Source organism: Kineococcus auxinigenes (assembly GCF_050871525.1).
Taxonomy (GTDB): Bacteria; Actinomycetota; Actinomycetes; order Actinomycetales; family Kineococcaceae; genus Kineococcus.
Genome location: NZ_JBKBCT010000002.1, coordinates 114,341 through 130,766, shown reverse-complemented (window position 1 = coordinate 130,766; position 16,426 = coordinate 114,341). Strand labels below are relative to the sequence as shown.

Sequence of the window (16,426 nt, the reverse complement as noted above, 5' to 3'; positions counted from 1 at the left end):
CGGCCAGGGACGGCCGGCTCCCCGAGGAGGCTCGTGATGGGTTGGTACATCGGACGCCGTCTGCTGCAGATGGTGCCCGTCTTCTTCGGCGCGACGCTGCTGATCTACGCGCTCGTCTTCCTGCTGCCGGGGGACCCGATCCTGGCCCTGTTCGGCGAGCGCCCGGCCAGCCCCACGGCGATCGCGGCGCTGCGCGAGCAGTACAACCTGGACGAGCCGTTCATCGTCCAGTACCTGCTCTTCATCAAGGGCATCTTCACCCTCGACTTCGGGACCTCCTTCTCCGGGCGGCCGGTGATCGAGCAGCTGGCCGAGGCGTTCCCGGTCACCATCAAGCTGGCCCTGATCGCCCTGGCCATCGAGGCCGTGCTCGGCATCACGTTCGGCTTCCTGGCCGGTCTGCGCCGCGGCGGCGTCTTCGACTCCACCGTGCTCTTCCTCAGCCTCGTGGTCATCGGCATCCCGGTGTTCGTCCTCGGCTTCACCGCGCAGTACCTGTTCGGGGTGAAGTGGGGGATCGTCGACCCGACCGTCGGGGGCGACCCGTCCTTCTCGGAGCTGCTGCTGCCCGGGGCGGTGCTGGGGGCGCTGTCGTTCGCCTACGTGCTGCGGCTGACGCGCAACTCCGTGGCCGAGGCGCTCAGCGCCGACCACGTGCGCACCGCGACCGCCAAGGGCCTGGGGCGGCCGCGCGTGGTCACCGTGCACGTGCTGCGCAACTCGCTCATCCCGGTCGTGACCTTCCTGGGCGCCGACCTCGGCGCGCTGATGGGCGGGGCCCTGGTCACCGAGGGCATCTTCAACGTGCCGGGCGTCGGCCGGCTGCTGTACCAGGCCGTCATCCGCAGCGAGGGACCCACCGTGGTCTCCGTCGTCACGGTCCTGGTGCTCGTCTACCTTCTCGCCAACCTCGTCGTGGACCTGCTCTACGCCGTCCTGGACCCGAGGATCCGCTATGTCTGAGACCACCGCGCGCGCCGGGCAGGAGCACTACGTCGCCCCCCTGGAGGAGACGCCGCTGGCCGCCGTCGACGCCGTCGACGAGTCCGCGCCCTCGGCGAGCCTGTGGGGCGACGCCTGGAAGCAGCTGCGCCGCCGGCCGCTCTTCATCATCCCCTCGCTGATCATCCTGCTGCTGGTCGTGGTGGCGCTGTTCCCCTCGCTGTTCACCTCGGTGAACCCGCGCTACCAGGAGCTGGCCCGCGCGCTGGAGGGCGGCTCGCAGGGGCACCCGCTCGGGTTCACCCGCCTGGGCACCGACGTCTACGCCCGCCTGGTGCACGGTGCCCGCGCCTCGATCAGCGTCGGCCTGCTCACGACCGCGATCGTCGTCGTGGTCGGCGGGACGGTCGGGGCGCTGGCCGGGTTCTTCGGCGGTTGGCTGGACGCCCTGCTCTCGCGGGTGGTGGACATGTTCTTCGCGCTGCCGCTGATCCTCGGCGCCATCGTCATGCTGCAGGCGCTGCAGGGCCGCAACGTGTGGACGGTCGCGCTGACGCTGTCGCTGTTCGGATGGCCGCAGGTGGCGCGCATCATGCGCAGCTCCGTGCTGCAGGTGCGCGGCAACGAGTTCGTCACCGCGGCGAAGTCCCTGGGGCTGGGGCGCTTCGCGACGCTGCTGCGACACGTGCTGCCCAACGCGCTGGGCCCGGTCATCGTCGTGGCGACGATCTCGCTGGGCACCTTCATCGCCGCCGAGGCCACGCTGTCGTTCCTCGGCATCGGCCTGCCCAGCAGCGTCGTCTCCTGGGGCGGCGACATCAGCAACGCCGTGCCCTCGGTGCGCACCGACCCGTGGATCCTGCTGTGGCCGTCGATCGCCCTGTCGGTGACCGTCCTGTCGTTCCTCATGCTCGGCGACGCCCTGCGCGACGCCCTCGACCCGAAGGGCCGCACCCGGTGACCGAGCTCAGCACCACCTCCGGACCCGTGGACCGCGGCACGCCGCTGCTGCAGGTGCGCGACCTGCAGGTGGACTTCACCTCCGGCGGCGGCACCGTCCACGCCGTGCGCGACGCCAGCTTCAGCGTCTACCCCGGGCAGACCGTGGCGGTCGTCGGGGAGTCCGGTTCCGGCAAGTCCACCTCCGCGCAGGCCGTCATCGGCCTGCTGCCCGGCAACGGCCGGGTGGTGGGGGGGCAGGTCCTCTTCGACGGCAAGGACATCGCCCACGCCTCGAAGAAGGAGTTCGTGCAGCTGCGAGGCCGGCACATCGGCCTGGTGCCGCAGGACCCCATGTCCAACCTGAACCCGGTGTGGTCGATCGGCTTCCAGATCCGCGAGGCGCTGGCCGCCAACGGCCTGGCCAAGGGCGCGGCGGCGAAGCAGCGCGCGGTGGAGCTGCTGGAGGAGGCCGGCCTGAGCGACGCCGCCCGGCGCACCAAGCAGTACCCGCACGAGTTCTCCGGCGGCATGCGCCAGCGCGCCCTCATCGCCATCGGCCTGGCCTCGCGCCCGCGCCTGCTCATCGCCGACGAGCCGACCTCCGCCCTGGACGTGACCGTCCAGCGGCAGATCCTGGACCACCTGGACACCCTGACCGCCGAGCTGGGCACCGCCGTGCTCCTCATCACGCACGACCTCGGCCTGGCCGCCGAGCGCGCCGAGCACCTGGTGGTCATGTACAAGGGGCGCGTGGTGGAGTCCGGCCCGGCGCTGGAGATCCTGCAGCGCCCGCAGCACCCGTACACCCGGCGCCTGGTGGAGGCCGCGCCCTCGCTGGCCTCCCGGCGCCTGGAGTCCGCGCACCGCGCCGAGGTCGTCGAGCACGCCCGCGAGCACGCGCTGGAGGCGCACGAGCGCGCCGCCGGGGGCGCGCACGCGTCGGCGGGAACCCGCGCGGTGGGCGCCGACGCCGTCACGCCGAACGTCATCGAGGTCCGCAACCTCGTCAAGGAGTTCAGCCTGCGCGGCTCGGGGTTGCGCGGGGAGACGCTGCGCGCGGTCGACGACGTCAGCTTCGCGGTGCGCCGCGGCACGACGACGGCGGTGGTCGGCGAGTCCGGCTCGGGCAAGTCCACCGTGGCGCAGATGGTGCTGAGCCTGCTGCCGCCCACCAGCGGCTCCGTCCTGTTCGACGGCGTGGACCTCACCGAGCTGGACCGCAAGGAGCTCTTCCGGTTCCGCCGGCGGGTGCAGCCGATCTTCCAGAACCCCTACGGGTCGCTGGACCCCAGCTGGAGCATCTTCCGCACGGTGGAGGAGCCGCTGCGGGTGCACGGCGTGGGCGACGCGAAGTCGCGCGAGGCGCGGGTGCGCGACCTGCTGGACAAGGTCTCGCTGCCGGCCGCCGCGCTGCGCCGCTACCCCAACGAGCTCTCCGGCGGGCAGCGCCAGCGCGTCGCCATCGCCCGCGCCCTGGCCCTGAACCCGGAGGTCGTGGTCTGCGACGAGGCGGTCAGCGCCCTCGACGTGCTCGTGCAGGGGCAGATCCTCGCCCTGCTCAACGACCTGCAGGCCGAGCTGGGCCTGACCTACCTGTTCATCACCCACGACCTCGCCGTGGTGCGCCAGATCGCCGACGACGTGGTGGTCATGGAGAAGGGCCGCCTCGTGGAGGCGACCACCACCGACGAGGTGTTCGACGCCCCGGAGCAGGCGTACACGAGGGCGCTGCTGGAGGCCATCCCCGGCGGGAACATCCAGCTGGGGGCCTGAGCGGCGCGCCCCGCGGTGGCCGGCAGCGGCCGCCGCGGGGGGCTGCCGCCCGTCACAGGGCCACGCCCACCAGGTGCCCGATGCCGTAGGTGACCGCCATCGCCAGCAGGCCGCCGCCCACGTTGCGCGCCACCGCGCGCGGCACCGGTGCCCCGCCGAGGCGGGCGCTGACCGCTCCGGTGACCAGCAGCGCCAGGACCACCGCGGCCGCGCACACGGCCACCCGGGCCGGTTGCGGCGGCAGCAGCACCGCCAGCAGCGGCAGCAGGCCGCCGAGGGTGAACGCGGCCGTCGAGGTGGCCGCGGCCTGCCAGGGGCTGGTGAACTCCTCGGGGTCCAGCCCGAGCTCGGCCTCGGCGTGCGCGGCGAGCGCGTCGTGCTCGGTCAGCTCGACGGCCACCCGCCGCGCCAGCTGAGGCGAGAGGCCCTTGGCCTCGTAGATCGCCGCCAGCTCCGCCAGTTCCTCCTCCGGCATCTCGGCCAGCTCCCGGCGCTCCTTCGCCAGCAGCGCCCGCTGGGTGTCGGACTGGGTGCTCACCGAGACGTACTCGCCGGTGCCCATGGACAGCGCCCCGGCCACCAGGGCGGCCACGCCCGCGGCGGCCAGGGCACCGGCGTGCTCGGTGGCCGCCACCACGCCGAGCACCACGCCGGCCACGGAGACCACGCCGTCGTTGGCGCCCAGCACGCCCGCCCGCAGGCGGTTCAGGCGGGCGTCGACGTCGGAGACGTGCAGGGCGGGTTCACCGGGGTGCGTGCTGGTCACGGCAGGAGGCTAGGGCCCCCGGCGACCCGGTCCGGCCCGCAGCGCTCCGCGCGTGCTGGTGACGCCGTGCGGCCCCGGGACTACGGTGTCCGGATGCAGTTCGTCGTCGCACTGACCGTGCTGGCCGTCGCCGTCGCCGCCGCCGTCGTGTACTGGCGCACCGACCCCCGTCACCGCGTGCCCGCCTCCGCCCGCCCGGAGCACGGCAGGCGCGTCCGGGCCGGGGCGCGCACCACCCGCCACGGCTGAGCGCCCTCCCGGCCGGTGCCGCGTGTCGCGGATCACGTCGGCGCGCCGCCGGGGGGCCGAACCCGCGCGCCCGCTGCCGCGTTGCACCCTGGGAGGGTGCGCCGCACGGGCGCCCACGGGGAGAGGGAGTCGATGGGCGACACGCAGGACGAGCGCACCGGGCCGGCCGGCGGGGACCGGGCGGCGCGGGTGGCCGCCATGCAGCGGGCCGAGCGGGCCCGCGCCCGGCGGCGCAAGGTCGCGCTGATCGCGGTGCCCACCGTGCTGGTGCTCGGGGCCGGGGCCGGGATCGCCGCTGTGATCGTGGCCCAGCCGGACCCGCCGTCCCTGGAGGCCGTGCAGGCCTTCGAGTACACCGGTGGCCAGCACACCCAGGAGGCCGTGCAGTACGCCGAGGCCCCGCCCGTGGGGGGTGAGCACGCCCCCGTCTGGCTGAACTGCGGGATCTACGACGCACCGGTGGCGAACGAGAACGCCGTGCACAGCCTGGAGCACGGCGCCGTGTGGATCACCTACGCCCCGGACCTGCCCGCCGAGCAGGTGCAGGAGCTGACCGAGACCGTGCAGGGGCGGGACTACACCCTGCTCTCGCCCTACGAGGGCCTGCCCTCGCCGATCGTGCTGTCCGCCTGGAACCACCAGCTGACGGTCGAGCGCGCCGACGACCCGCGCATCGGGGCGTTCCTGTCCGAGTACGTCCAGGGCGCGCAGACGCCCGAGCCCGGTGCGCTGTGCAGCAACGGCGTGGGCACCCCCACGGGTTGAGCGCGTGAGCCCCCGCTCCGGCGCCGGCCGGGTCCTCGCCCTGGTCGCCGTCGTGCTGGTGGCCCTGGTCGTCGGCGTCCTCGCCGGCCGGGCCCTGCCGGACGCCCCCGGCGAGCAGTCCGCCGACGTGGGCTTCGCGCGCGACATGGGCACCCACCACCAGCAGGCGATCGCGATGGCCTACGAGGCGATCCAGGAGGCGCCCTCCGCCGAGGTGCGCCAGCTGGCCGTCGACATCGCCTCCACCCAGGGCAACCAGCTGGGCCGCATGCAGGCGCTGCTGATCGAGTGGGGTCACCCGCTGAGCGGCTCCGCTCCGGCGATGGCCTGGATGGCGGGCACCGAGGAGCACGCCGCGCACGGGCGGCAGGGGGACGAGGAGGTCGACGCGGAGGGGGACGCGGCCATGCCCGGCATGGCCAGCGCGGAGGAGGTGGCCCGGCTGTCGCAGCTGAGCGGCGAGGAGTTCGAGGTCCTCTTCCTGCAGCTGATGCTGCGCCACCACGCCGGTGGCCTGCAGATGGCCGAGGCCGGCGCCGAGCTCGTCGGGGACGATCAGCTGCGCGAGCTGGCCGAGGCGATCCTGGCCAGCCAGAGCAGCGAGACGCAGGTCCTGGAGGACCTGCTGGCCGAGCGGGGTGCCGAGCCGCTGCCGTTCCCCGAGCAGGACGCCGCGTGAGGCTCGTCGTCGCCGCGGCGCTGGTGGACGACCTCGCCGCCCCGCGGGTGCTGCTGGCCGCCCGGCGCAGCGCTCCGCCGGCGCTGGCCGGCCGCTGGGAGCTGCCCGGCGGCAAGGTGGAACCGGGCGAGGAGCCCGAGGCCGCGCTGCACCGCGAGCTGCACGAGGAGCTGGGGGTGGGCGCCGTGCTGGGCGCGGAGGTCCCGGGCCCCGCCGGCGGCGCGTGGCCGCTCGGCGGGGACCTCGTCATGCGGGTGTGGTGGGCCCGCGTGGCGCTCGGTGCTCCTGCCCCGTTGCAGGACCACGACGAGCTGCGCTGGCTGCCGCCGGGGCAGTGGTCGTCGGTCGACTGGTTGCCGGGCGACGTGCCCCTCGTGCAGCGGCTGGCCGCGACGGCGGGGTAGGGCGCGGGTCAGCGGCGCCCGGCGTCCTCCACCACGGTCGCGCCCGCGGTGTCCGCGCGGGCGGCGTCGGCGACCCGCTCGCGCTGGTCGGCGCGCAGGTCCTTCGCCAGGGCCACGCACAGGCCGATCATCACGATCAGGAAGGGCGCCGCCACGATGATCGCGACGTTCTTCAGCGCCTGGATGCCGCCACCGGTCGAGCCGCCGACACCCAGCAGGATGGCGGCCGTGGCGCCGGTGAGCAGTGCCCACGCGACCGTCACCCAGCGGTTCGGCTCGCCGGCGCCGTTCGAGCTGAGCGAGCCCATGACGATGCTCGCCGAGTCCGCGCTCGTGACGAAGTAGATGACGATCATCAGCACGACGACGATCGAGCTGACGGCGCCCAGCGGCAGGGAGTCCAGCACGGTGAAGAACTGGCTCTCCTGCGCCAGTCCGCTGATGTCGGTGCCCCCCTGGAACTGCGCGTGCAGCGCGGTCCCGCCCAGGACGGAGAACCAGACCAGCGCGATCACGCTGGGGGCGGCGACCACGCCGAGCACGAACTCGCGGATGGTGCGGCCCCGGGAGATGCGGGCCAGGAAGGTGCCGACGAAGGGCGCCCAGGACATCCACCAGGCCCAGTAGAAGATCGTCCAGCCGGACAGCCACTCGTCGCCGCCGTAGGCGCCGGTGCGGAAGGAGATCCGCGGCAGCTGGGAGAGGTAGTTGCCCGCCGTGGAGGGGGCCAGGTTCAGGATGAAGACCGTCGGCCCGACGACGAAGAGGAACAGCAGCAGCAGGACCGAGAGGACCATGTTGGTGTTCGAGAGCCACTTGATGCCGCGCTCGATGCCGCTGAAGGCGGACAGCACGAAGCAGGCGGTGAGGATCACGACGATCCACACCTGGGCCGAGGTGCTGATCTCCACGCCGAACACCTGGTCCAGGCCGCCGTTGATCTGCGCCGCGCCGAGACCGAGCGAGGTGGCCGTGCCGAAGAGGGTGGCGAAGATGGCCAGGACGTCGATGACCTTCGCCGGGCCGGTGCGCCCGCGCAGCAGCGGCGCGAAGGGGGCGGAGAAACCGCCGGTGCGGCCCTTGCGGTACCAGGCGTAGGCCAGCGCGAGCCCCACGACGGCGTAGATGGACCACGGGTGCAGCGCCCAGTGGAACATCGCGTAGATCATCGCGTAGCGCTCGGCGTCCAGGGTGCCGGGCTCGATGCCGGCCTCGGGCGGGGCGAGGGTGTGCGAGATCGGCTCGCTGACGCCGTAGAACAGCAGGCCGATGCCCATGCCGGCGCTGAACATCATGGCGAACCACGAGGCGGTGGAGAACTCCGGGCGGTCGTCGTCGCGGCCGAGGCGGGTCCTGCCGTGCTTGGAGAGCATGAGCCAGGCGGCGAAGGCCACGAAGCCGGTGGCGCCGAGCACGAAGGCCCAGCCGAAGTTCGTGGTCAGCCAGGCCAGCACCTCGCCGGAGACGGTGGCGAAGCCGTCGGGGAAGGCCAGGGCGAGGCCGAGGAAGACCAGGACCGCGACGGCGCTGACGCCGAACACGACCTTGTCGACCGGGTACCGGCTGTGGCCCTCGGAGGGCTGCTCGGCGGTCGCTCCGGAGGTGGACGATCGGTGGTCAGGTGGTGCGGACATGGCCCACAGGGTGGCACGAGACAGCTCTTCCTACCCATTGAGCAGTGGTTCAAACGCCCTACCCGATCATCGTCGCCGCAGGTCAGGGCGTTGTTGCAAGGTGCAAAGGAAATCGTGGCGGACCGGTGGGCCGACCTCGGCGGCTACACTGGGGCGTCCGCACCCCTCTGCACCGGATCGAGCAGCAACCATGCCCCTGAGCACCCGCGACGACCTGCGCAACGTCGCGATCGTCGCCCACGTCGACCACGGCAAGACGACGCTCGTGGACGCGATGCTCTGGCAGTCCGGCGCGTTCCGGGCCAACGCCGACGTCGCCGACCGCGTCATGGACTCCGGCGACCTCGAGCGCGAGAAGGGCATCACCATCCTCGCGAAGAACACCTCGGTCCGGTACGCCGGCCCGGGTGCCCCCGAGGGCGGCATGACCATCAACATCATCGACACCCCCGGCCACGCCGACTTCGGCGGGGAGGTCGAGCGCGGCCTGTCCATGGTCGACGGCGTCGTGCTGCTCGTCGACGCCTCCGAGGGCCCGCTCCCGCAGACCCGCTTCGTGCTGCGCAAGGCGCTCGCCGCGGGGATGCCCGTCGTCATCCTCGTCAACAAGGTCGACCGCCCCGACGCGCGCATCGCCGCCGTCGTGGAGGAGACGTACGACCTGCTGCTCGACCTCGCCGCCGACGTCGAGGGCATCGACGCCGACAAGCTGCTCGAGGTCCCCGTCGTCTACGCCTCGGCGAAGAACGGCCGCGCCTCGCTGAACCAGCCGGAGAACGGCGGCCTGCCCGACTCCGAGGACCTCGTCCCGCTCTTCCAGACGATCATCGACACCATCCCGGCGCCGGTCTACGACCCCGAGACCCCGCTGCAGGCGCACGTCACCAACCTCGACGCCTCACCGTTCCTGGGGCGCCTGGCGCTGCTGCGGATCTTCTCCGGCGAGCTGGTCAAGGGCCAGCAGGTCGCCTGGTGCAGGCACGACGGCACCATCGAGCGCGTCAAGGTCACCGAGCTGCTCGTCACCGAGGCCGTCACCCGCGTGCCCGGCGAGAAGGCCGGTCCCGGGGACATCGTCGCCGTCGCCGGCATCGAGGGGATCACCATCGGCGAGACCCTCGCCGACCCCGAGGACCCGCGCCCGCTGCCGCTCATCACGGTGGACGAGCCCGCCATCTCCATGGTCATCGGCATCAACACCTCGCCCATGGCCGGTCGCGTCAAGGGCGCCAAGGTCACCGCGCGCCTGGTCAAGGACCGCCTCGAGAAGGAGCTGGTCGGCAACGTCTCGATCCGCGTCCTGCCGACCGAGCGCCCCGACGCGTGGGAGGTGCAGGGCCGCGGTGAGCTGGCCCTGGCCATCCTCGTCGAGCAGATGCGCCGCGAGGGCTACGAGCTGACCGTCGGCAAGCCGCAGGTCGTCCTGCGCAAGGACGAGAACGGCAAGACCCTCGAGCCCTTCGAGAACCTGACGATCGACTGCCCCGAGGAGTACCTGGGTGCGGTCACCCAGCTGCTCGCCGCCCGCAAGGGCCGCATGGAGACGATGACCAACCACGGCACCGGCTGGGTGCGCATGGAGTTCTACGTCCCCTCCCGCGGGCTCATCGGCTTCCGCACCGAGTTCCTCACCGACACCCGCGGCACCGGCATCGCGCACGCGCTCTTCGCGAAGTACGACCACTGGGCCGGGGACATCCGCACCCGCCAGTCGGGCTCCCTGGTCGCCGACCGCGCCGGTGCCGCCACCGCGTTCGCGATGACGAACCTGCAGGAGCGCGGGCAGATGTTCATCGAGCCCACCTCCGAGGTGTACGAGGGCATGATCGTCGGGGAGAACTCCCGCGCCGACGACATGGACGTCAACATCACCAAGGAGAAGAAGCTCACCAACATGCGCTCCTCGACCTCCGACGAGTTCGAGCGCCTCATCCCGCCGCGGCACCTGTCCCTGGAGCAGTCGCTGGAGTTCTGCCGCGAGGACGAGTGCGTCGAGGTGACGCCGGAGGCCGTGCGCATCCGCAAGGTCGTCCTGGAGGCCTCCGCGCGCGCCAAGACGGCCTCGAAGGCCAAGAAGAGCTGATGCACCGCGCGCGCCGCGGGGCGGTGGTCCGGACGACGGATCACCGCCCCGCGGCGTTCCCGGTGGGCACCCCACCGCCCGTGCCGCGATCATGCGCCTTGCACCGGGCGCCGTCGCGGCACAGGGTTGGGTCATGACGACGATCCCCGAACCCCCCGCGGAACCCGACGACACCCCCGAGGGCGCCGCCGAGGCCACCACCGCGGGGCGCGACCCGCTGGAGATCGCCGCCGACCTCGTCGACGACGCCGCGCGCGAGCTGGACCCCGCCGAGCTGACGTCGATGGAGGCCCTGGACCAGCCGCACCGGCTGCTGCTCGTGCACGCCCACCCGGACGACGAGTCCATCGGCACCGGCCTGACCATGGCCCGCTACGCCGACTCCGGCGCGCAGGTCGTGCTGCTGACCGCCACCCGCGGCGAGCTCGGCGAGGTCATCCCGCCGGAGCTGGCCCACCTGACGCCCGACGAGCTCGCCGAGCACCGCACCGGGGAGCTCGCCACGGCCATGGAGGCCCTCGGGGTGGAGGACCACCGGTTCCTCACCCGCCCCGACGGCAGCGGCTACCGCGACTCCGGGATGGTCTGGGCCGCGCCGGGGCGCGCGGCCTCCGGCGAGGACGTCGACCCGCGCGCTCTGACCGCCGCCGACCCCGAGGAGGTCGCCGAGCGCATCGCCGAGGTGCTGCGCGAGGTGCGCCCCCAGGTCGTCGTCACCTACGAGCCCGGCGGCGGCTACGGGCACCCCGACCACGTGCGCGTCGCCGAGGCCACCGCGCGGGCGCTGGTCCTGGCCGCCGGTGAGGGCCGCGACGGCGACCCCGCCCCCGTCGTGCCGTGGCAGGTGGCGAAGGTGTACGAGATCGTCCAGCCGGAGAGCGAGGCGCGCGACGCGCTGCGCCGCCTGGCCCGGACGGGCGCACCCGGTGCCGCCGACCCCGAGGGCCCGCTGCCCTCCGTCGCCGTGCCGGACGCGCAGGTGAGCACCGTCGTCGACGGCGTGGAGCAGCTGCCCGCGAAGATCGCCGCGCTGCGCGCCCACGCCACCCAGGTCACCCTCGACCTGGACGCCGAGGTGCCCGCGATGCGCCTGTCCAACGGGGTGCCGCAGGCCCTGGGGCCCCGCGAGCACTTCCGCCTCGTGCACGGCGTGGCCGCCGGCCCCTTCGACGAGCACGGTCGCGAGACCGACCTCTTCGCCGGCGTCGCCACCTCCTGAGCGCCGCACCGGGCCGATCCCGGGTGGTCGCACCCTCACGCTCCGTTGCGCCGGTCGGGTGAACCCGATCCTCCGAACCGGTCACCGCGGTGCGCGCGCCGGCCGGTGCGGGGGTTGGGTGGAGCCCTGGCCCGGTACGCCGTCCGGGCCGCCCGAGGAGAGGAGCGGCCGTGGCCGACCTGGTGGGGACACCGCGCGGGCAGTCCGGGACGAACCGGGGCGCCACCGCCCGGCGGGCCGGCCGCGACGCCGGGGACGTGGGCCGGCTGCGCGAGCGCCGCCGGCGCCGGCGCGCCGCCGCGCTGGCCGCGGCCGTGGCCGTCGTGGTGGCCGCCGGGGCCGCGAGGCTGGCCACCGGCAGGTCCCTGCTGCCGACCCTGCCCTCGATCGACCCGCTCTACCTGATGTCCGGGCTCTTCTTCGCGGTGCTCATCGCGGTGCTGCTGGGGCAGACCCTCGTCGCCGGGCGCTCGCCGCACGTCGTGTACCGGCCCGAGCAGATCGACGTCACCCTCGACGACGTCAAGGGCCTGGCCCCCGTCAAGGAGGACGTCGAGCGCAGCCTCGACCTGTTCCTGTCCGCGCGCAGCTTCCGCCGCGACATGGGCGGCCGGCCGCGCCGCGGCCTGCTCTTCGAGGGCGCGCCCGGCACCGGCAAGACCCACATGGCCAAGGCCATGGCCCACGAGGCGGGGGTGCCGTTCCTCTTCGTCTCGGCCACCTCCTTCCAGTCCATGTGGTACGGCGCCACCGCGCGGAAGGTGCGCTCGTACTTCCGGGCGCTGCGCAAGGCCGCCCGCGCCGAGGGCGGCGCCATCGCCTTCATCGAGGAGATCGACGCCATCGCCGCCGCCCGCGGCGGCATGGCCGCCGCCACCCCCCTCACCCCGGCCGCCGCCACCGGCGTGCTCGGCTGCGGCGGCCTGACCGGGCTGGCGATGGGTGCGCCCGGCGCCGGGGCGCCCGTGCGCGTCGAACGCCTCGCCAGCAGCGAGGGCGCCAGCGGCGTCGTCAACGAGCTGCTCGTGCAGATGCAGTCCTTCGACGAGCCCACCGCCGGTGAGCGCCTGCAGGGCTGGGCCGTGGACGCCGTCAACCGCTTCCTGCCCGCCTCCCGGCGCCTGTCCCGCCCGCGCAGCGAGCCCGCCGAGGTCCTCGTCATCGCCGCCACCAACCGCGCCGACGCCCTCGACCCGGCCCTGCTGCGCCCCGGCCGCTTCGACCGGCGGCTGACCTTCGGGCTGCCCGACAAGGCCGGCCGGCGCGAGCTGGTGGACCACTTCCTGGCGACCAAGGCCCACGAGCCGCAGCTGGACGAGGACGAGCGCCGCGACGCCCTGGCCGGCATCACCAACGGGTACAGCCCCGTGATGATCGAGAACCTCCTCGACGAGGCCCTGGTCAACGCGGTGCGCCGCGACGCGCACGGCATGTCGTGGGCCGACGTCGAGCACGCCCGCCTGGTCACCGAGGTGGGCCTGGGCCAGCCCGTCGGCTACACCGAGCACGAGGAGCGGCTCATCGCCACCCACGAGGCCGGGCACGCGACCGTGGCCTGGCTCGTGGCGCCGCAGCGGCGCCTGGAGATCCTCACCATCGTCAAGCGCGCCGACGCCCTGGGGCTGCTCGCCCACGGCGACGCCGAGGACGTCTACACCCGCTCGCGCGCCGAGCTGGCCGCCATGGTGCGGATCGCGTTCGGCGGTCAGGTCGCCGAGGAGCTGTTCTTCGGCGACGTGTCCACCGGCCCCGCCGGCGATCTGCAGGCGGCCACCGCCACGGCCGCGCAGATGGTCGGCGCGGCCGGCATGGCCGGGACCCTGGTGTCCTTCACGGCCGTGCAGAACGGTGCCCTGGCCGACGGCAACCTCGTCTCCCGCGTCCTGGGCGACGCCGAGGGCCGGCGGATGGTGGAGGCGCTGCTCACCGAGCAGCGCGACGCCGTGCGCGAGCTGCTCGGCCGTCACCGCCACCTCGTGGCCGCGCTGCGCGACGCCCTGCTGGAGCGGCAGGAGCTGATCGGCCGCGAGATCACCGACGTCCTCGAAGCGGCGCACGCCGCGCACGGCAGCGGCCCGCTGGCCGCGAGCGCGCCGCGCGTGCTCGACCTGCGCGACGGCGCCGCGCTGCCCACGTCCCCGGGCGCGACCCGGGGCTGACCCGCGCCACCGCGCCCGGAGGGGAGGCGCGGACGCGCGGGGGACCGCGGCCGGGCCCGCCCACGCGCCCTCCGGGGGGAGGGAGCGCGGGCGGGCCGGGCACGCTCACGGGCGTGTCGTGCGAGCGTGCCGGGGAGCGTGCGGTGCAGTAGTTTCCCGGCGACACGGTGTGTCACCGGGAGCAGTGCCGGGCTCGCTCGCACGGCGGCTCGGTTCTTCGAGGACGAAGAGGGGCGATGGAACAGAGGGACCCCAGCTCGCCGCCGGCCGCGCGCGGAGCACGGTGACCCCCGAGGCGGCAGCGGCCCGCGAGACGGCAGCGGCCTCCGACGCGCTGCTCAGCGCCATGGCCGACCTCGCCGGCGCCGCCAGCGAGGACGTCAGCCCCGAGGAGCTGCTCACGCACCTGCTCCGCATCGCGCTGGAGCACCTGCGCGCCGACGGCATCGGCGTGATGATCAAGACGGAGGGGCCGCTGCGCTTCGTGCACGCCAGCCGCCCCGAGGTCGACGCGCTCGAGCGCCTGCAGCAGCTGATGCAGGAGGGCCCGTGCCAGGACGCGCTGGCCTTCGAGGTCGACGTGGTCGTCGACGACCTGCGCGATCCGGTGCAGACGGCGTGGCCGCAGTTCGTGCAGCAGGCGCTGCAGGCCGGCTTCGCCTCGGTGGTGGCGGTTCCGCTGATCAGCCGCGGTCGGGTGTGGGGGGCGCTGGACCTGTACCGGTGCCGGGCCGGTACCTGGCAGGTGGCGGAGCTGGTGGGGGCGCGGCTGCTGGCGCGCGTGGCGGCCTCGTACCTGACGATGGCGGCCGATCGCGACCAGGCCCGCCGCGCCCAGGCGGAGCTGGCCCACCGCAGCACCCACGACGCGCTGACCGGGCTGCCGAACCGGGTGCTGCTCTTCGACCGCCTCGAGCACGCCCTGCACGCCGCCCGGCGCCACCAGCGCACGGTCGCGGTCTTCTTCATCGACCTCGACCGCTTCAAGGCCGTCAACGACACCCTCGGGCACGCCGCCGGTGACACCGTGCTGGCCGTGGTGGCCGCGCGCATGAGCGCCATGCTGCGCGATGAGGACACGCTGGCGCGCCTGGCCGGCGACGAGTTCGTCCTGGTGTGCGAGGACCTGCCCCAGGCGGACGCCGCCGAGGTGGGTGAGCACGTGCAGGCCGTCTTCGCCCGCCTGCGCCGCATCCTGGCCCAGCCGATCCGCATCGCCGAGGTGGACCTGGTCGTCTCGGCCAGCATCGGGGTGGCCTTCAGCGGTGATCACCCCAGCGTCGACGACCTGCTGGCCGACGCCGACGCCGCGATGTACCGCGTCAAGGCGCAGCACCACCACGACCAGAACAGCGAGCAGGTCATCGACCTCAGCGTCGCCGCCGGCACCGCGGTGAGCGCTGCGGGTGGCGCCCTGCCGGAGCAGGCGCTGTTCGAGGCGGCGGTGCACTCGCACCGCTCCACCCGTCAGCTGGAGCGCCAGCTGGCCAGGGCCCTGCCCTACGGGCAGCTGCGGGTGCACTACCAGCCCATCGCCGACCCGGCCGGTGCCGTGCACGCGGTGGAGGCCCTGCTGCGCTGGCAGCACCCGCAGCACGGCCTGCTCTCCGCTGTGGACTTCGTCGACCTGGCCATCGGCAACGGCTTGATCGTGGGGATCGGGCAGTGGGTCGTCGACCAGACGTGCGCGCAGATGGGTCAGTGGCTGCGTCAGCTGGGCCCGCGCGCCCCGCAGAGCGCCTACGTCAACCTCAGCGCCCGCGAGCTGGCCGACCCGGGGTTGACCACGACCTTGGCCACGGCGCTGGACCGGCACGGCCTGCGACCGCAGCACCTGGGCCTGGAGCTGCTGGAGAGCGCCTTCATCGACCCGCAGGTGCTGCCCAGCCTGCACGAGCAGCAGCGCCGCGGGCACCCGCTGTCCGTGGACGACTTCGGCACCGGCTACTCCTCGCTCTCACGCCTGGTCGAGCTGCCGGTGCGCATGGCCAAGATCGACCGCTCCCTGATCACCGGCATCGGTCACGACCCGCGCCGCAGAGCCCTCGTCGAGGCCGTGGTCACCGTCGCCGACAGCCTGGACCTGCGGGTGATCGCCGAGGGCGTGGAGAGCGACACCCAGGCCCACCAGGCCGCCCGAGCCGGCTGCCACTACCTGCAGGGCTTCCACTGCGGGCGCCCCCAACCCGCTGAGGAGCTGACCGCTCAGTGGGCCCGCTGACACCGGCCGGCTGAGCCCCGCGGGTGCCTGTCCGATCGCGGTGCTCGGGACGCACCCGCGCCCGGCGGACGGCCCCGGGGCCGGGCGCAGCAGCGGCAGGTCCGGGCGAGGACCGTCCGGGCCCGGTTCGACGCCGTGCGCTCACGCGCCTCCGGCCAGCTGGAACCAGACCGTCTTGCCCCTCGCCGGGGGCTGCGCGGGCTCCACGCCCCACCGCGTGGCGAGGAGGTCGGTCAGGGCCATGCCGCGCCCGCCGGTGGACTCCGGCCCCACGCGGTGGACCACGGGGACGTCGGGACCGGCATCGCTGACGGCGACGCGCACCTGCTCCTCGGCGCACGCCACCTCGACGGTGACCGGGCCCTGGCCGTGGCGCACCGCGTTGGCGACCACCTCGGAGGTCAGCAGTTCCACGACGTCCCCGTCGACGTGCGGTCCCGAGGTCGCGCAGCAGCGGGCGACCACGTCGCTGACCCAGTGCCGGGCGGTGCACACCGCTGAGAGCTGGGGGGCCAGGACGAGCTGGTCCATCGATCCTCTTCCCGCTCGACCACCGGGGTGGTCGCTCACTGGTACTGCGGATCCTGCGT

Annotated in this window: 14 protein-coding genes; 11 read left to right on the top strand and 3 right to left on the bottom strand. The window is 74.0% G+C overall.

Features of this window, described 5'->3' with window-relative positions:
* Positions 1-36 precede the first annotated feature (36 nt).
* From ACRYR9_RS01625 to ACRYR9_RS01615, 3 genes are read left to right on the top strand one after another with little or no spacing between them, the layout of a single operon-like run.
* Positions 37-963 (top strand): ABC transporter permease, encoded by a 927-nt coding sequence (locus ACRYR9_RS01625; protein WP_432491940.1) that lies wholly within the window; start codon positions 37-39, stop codon positions 961-963.
* Positions 956-1,903, top strand: a complete 948-nt coding sequence (locus tag ACRYR9_RS01620; protein WP_432491942.1) for an ABC transporter permease — start codon at positions 956-958, stop codon at positions 1,901-1,903. The genes ACRYR9_RS01625 and ACRYR9_RS01620 overlap by 8 nt, the downstream gene beginning before the upstream one ends.
* On the top strand, positions 1,900-3,657 hold the full coding sequence (locus ACRYR9_RS01615; RefSeq protein WP_432540176.1) for a dipeptide ABC transporter ATP-binding protein: 1,758 nt from the start codon (positions 1,900-1,902) through the stop codon (positions 3,655-3,657). Before ACRYR9_RS01620 ends, ACRYR9_RS01615 begins: the two co-directional genes overlap by 4 nt.
* Before the next feature lie 52 nt (positions 3,658-3,709).
* Here ACRYR9_RS01615 and ACRYR9_RS01610 read toward each other — a convergent pair whose 3' ends face one another.
* Complete coding sequence (locus ACRYR9_RS01610) at positions 3,710-4,423, bottom strand: VIT1/CCC1 transporter family protein (RefSeq protein ID WP_432491946.1); 714 nt, start codon at positions 4,421-4,423, stop codon at positions 3,710-3,712.
* A gap of 93 nt (positions 4,424-4,516) precedes the next feature.
* On the opposite strand from ACRYR9_RS01610, the gene ACRYR9_RS01605 reads away from it, so the two are divergent.
* The 4 genes from ACRYR9_RS01605 (at position 4,517) to ACRYR9_RS01590 (ending at position 6,520) form a co-directional block, all read left to right on the top strand.
* A complete protein-coding gene (locus ACRYR9_RS01605) occupies positions 4,517-4,672 on the top strand; it encodes a hypothetical protein (protein WP_432491948.1) in 156 nt (51 codons plus the stop codon).
* A gap of 96 nt (positions 4,673-4,768) precedes the next feature.
* Positions 4,769-5,437: a DUF3105 domain-containing protein gene (locus ACRYR9_RS01600; RefSeq protein ID WP_432491950.1), complete on the top strand. Its 669-nt coding sequence runs from the start codon at positions 4,769-4,771 to the stop codon at positions 5,435-5,437.
* Between the two features lie 4 nt (positions 5,438-5,441).
* On the top strand, positions 5,442-6,116 hold the full coding sequence (locus ACRYR9_RS01595; protein WP_432491952.1) for a DUF305 domain-containing protein: 675 nt from the start codon (positions 5,442-5,444) through the stop codon (positions 6,114-6,116).
* Positions 6,113-6,520, top strand: coding sequence for a (deoxy)nucleoside triphosphate pyrophosphohydrolase (locus ACRYR9_RS01590; protein ID WP_432491954.1), 408 nt, complete (start codon positions 6,113-6,115; stop codon positions 6,518-6,520). Before ACRYR9_RS01595 ends, ACRYR9_RS01590 begins: the two co-directional genes overlap by 4 nt.
* Before the next feature lie 8 nt (positions 6,521-6,528).
* Here ACRYR9_RS01590 and ACRYR9_RS01585 read toward each other — a convergent pair whose 3' ends face one another.
* The gene (locus ACRYR9_RS01585; protein ID WP_432491956.1) at positions 6,529-8,154 is read right to left on the bottom strand and encodes a BCCT family transporter; all 1,626 of its coding nucleotides are present in this window, start codon (positions 8,152-8,154) and stop codon (positions 6,529-6,531) included.
* Between the two features lie 190 nt (positions 8,155-8,344).
* Between ACRYR9_RS01585 and typA the strand changes: the two genes are divergently transcribed.
* The 4 genes from typA (at position 8,345) to ACRYR9_RS01565 (ending at position 15,836) form a co-directional block, all read left to right on the top strand.
* A complete protein-coding gene (gene typA, locus ACRYR9_RS01580) occupies positions 8,345-10,237 on the top strand; it encodes a translational GTPase TypA (protein WP_432491958.1) in 1,893 nt (630 codons plus the stop codon).
* 133 nt (positions 10,238-10,370) lie between these two features.
* On the top strand, positions 10,371-11,456 hold the full coding sequence (mshB, locus tag ACRYR9_RS01575; protein WP_432491960.1) for an N-acetyl-1-D-myo-inositol-2-amino-2-deoxy-alpha-D-glucopyranoside deacetylase: 1,086 nt from the start codon (positions 10,371-10,373) through the stop codon (positions 11,454-11,456).
* Positions 11,457-11,626: 170 nt separating this feature from the next.
* Positions 11,627-13,615, top strand: coding sequence for an AAA family ATPase (locus ACRYR9_RS01570; protein WP_432491962.1), 1,989 nt, complete (start codon positions 11,627-11,629; stop codon positions 13,613-13,615).
* Between the two features lie 283 nt (positions 13,616-13,898).
* On the top strand, positions 13,899-15,836 hold the full coding sequence (locus tag ACRYR9_RS01565; protein WP_432491964.1) for a putative bifunctional diguanylate cyclase/phosphodiesterase: 1,938 nt from the start codon (positions 13,899-13,901) through the stop codon (positions 15,834-15,836).
* Positions 15,837-15,977: 141 nt separating this feature from the next.
* On the opposite strand, the gene ACRYR9_RS01560 is transcribed toward ACRYR9_RS01565, so the two are convergent.
* Positions 15,978-16,367: an ATP-binding protein gene (locus tag ACRYR9_RS01560; protein WP_432491966.1), complete on the bottom strand. Its 390-nt coding sequence runs from the start codon at positions 16,365-16,367 to the stop codon at positions 15,978-15,980.
* Positions 16,368-16,426 lie beyond the last annotated feature (59 nt).

Coding starts and splice junctions, on each gene's coding strand:
- ACRYR9_RS01620 (WP_432491942.1), top strand. CDS start 956: ATGTCTGAGACCACCGCGCGCGCCGGGCAGGAGCACTACGTCGCCCCC.
- ACRYR9_RS01625 (WP_432491940.1), top strand. CDS start 37: ATGGGTTGGTACATCGGACGCCGTCTGCTGCAGATGGTGCCCGTCTTC.
- ACRYR9_RS01585 (WP_432491956.1), bottom strand. CDS start 8,154: ATGTCCGCACCACCTGACCACCGATCGTCCACCTCCGGAGCGACCGCC.
- ACRYR9_RS01560 (WP_432491966.1), bottom strand. CDS start 16,367: ATGGACCAGCTCGTCCTGGCCCCCCAGCTCTCAGCGGTGTGCACCGCC.
- typA (WP_432491958.1), top strand. CDS start 8,345: ATGCCCCTGAGCACCCGCGACGACCTGCGCAACGTCGCGATCGTCGCC.
- ACRYR9_RS01605 (WP_432491948.1), top strand. CDS start 4,517: ATGCAGTTCGTCGTCGCACTGACCGTGCTGGCCGTCGCCGTCGCCGCC.
- mshB (WP_432491960.1), top strand. CDS start 10,371: ATGACGACGATCCCCGAACCCCCCGCGGAACCCGACGACACCCCCGAG.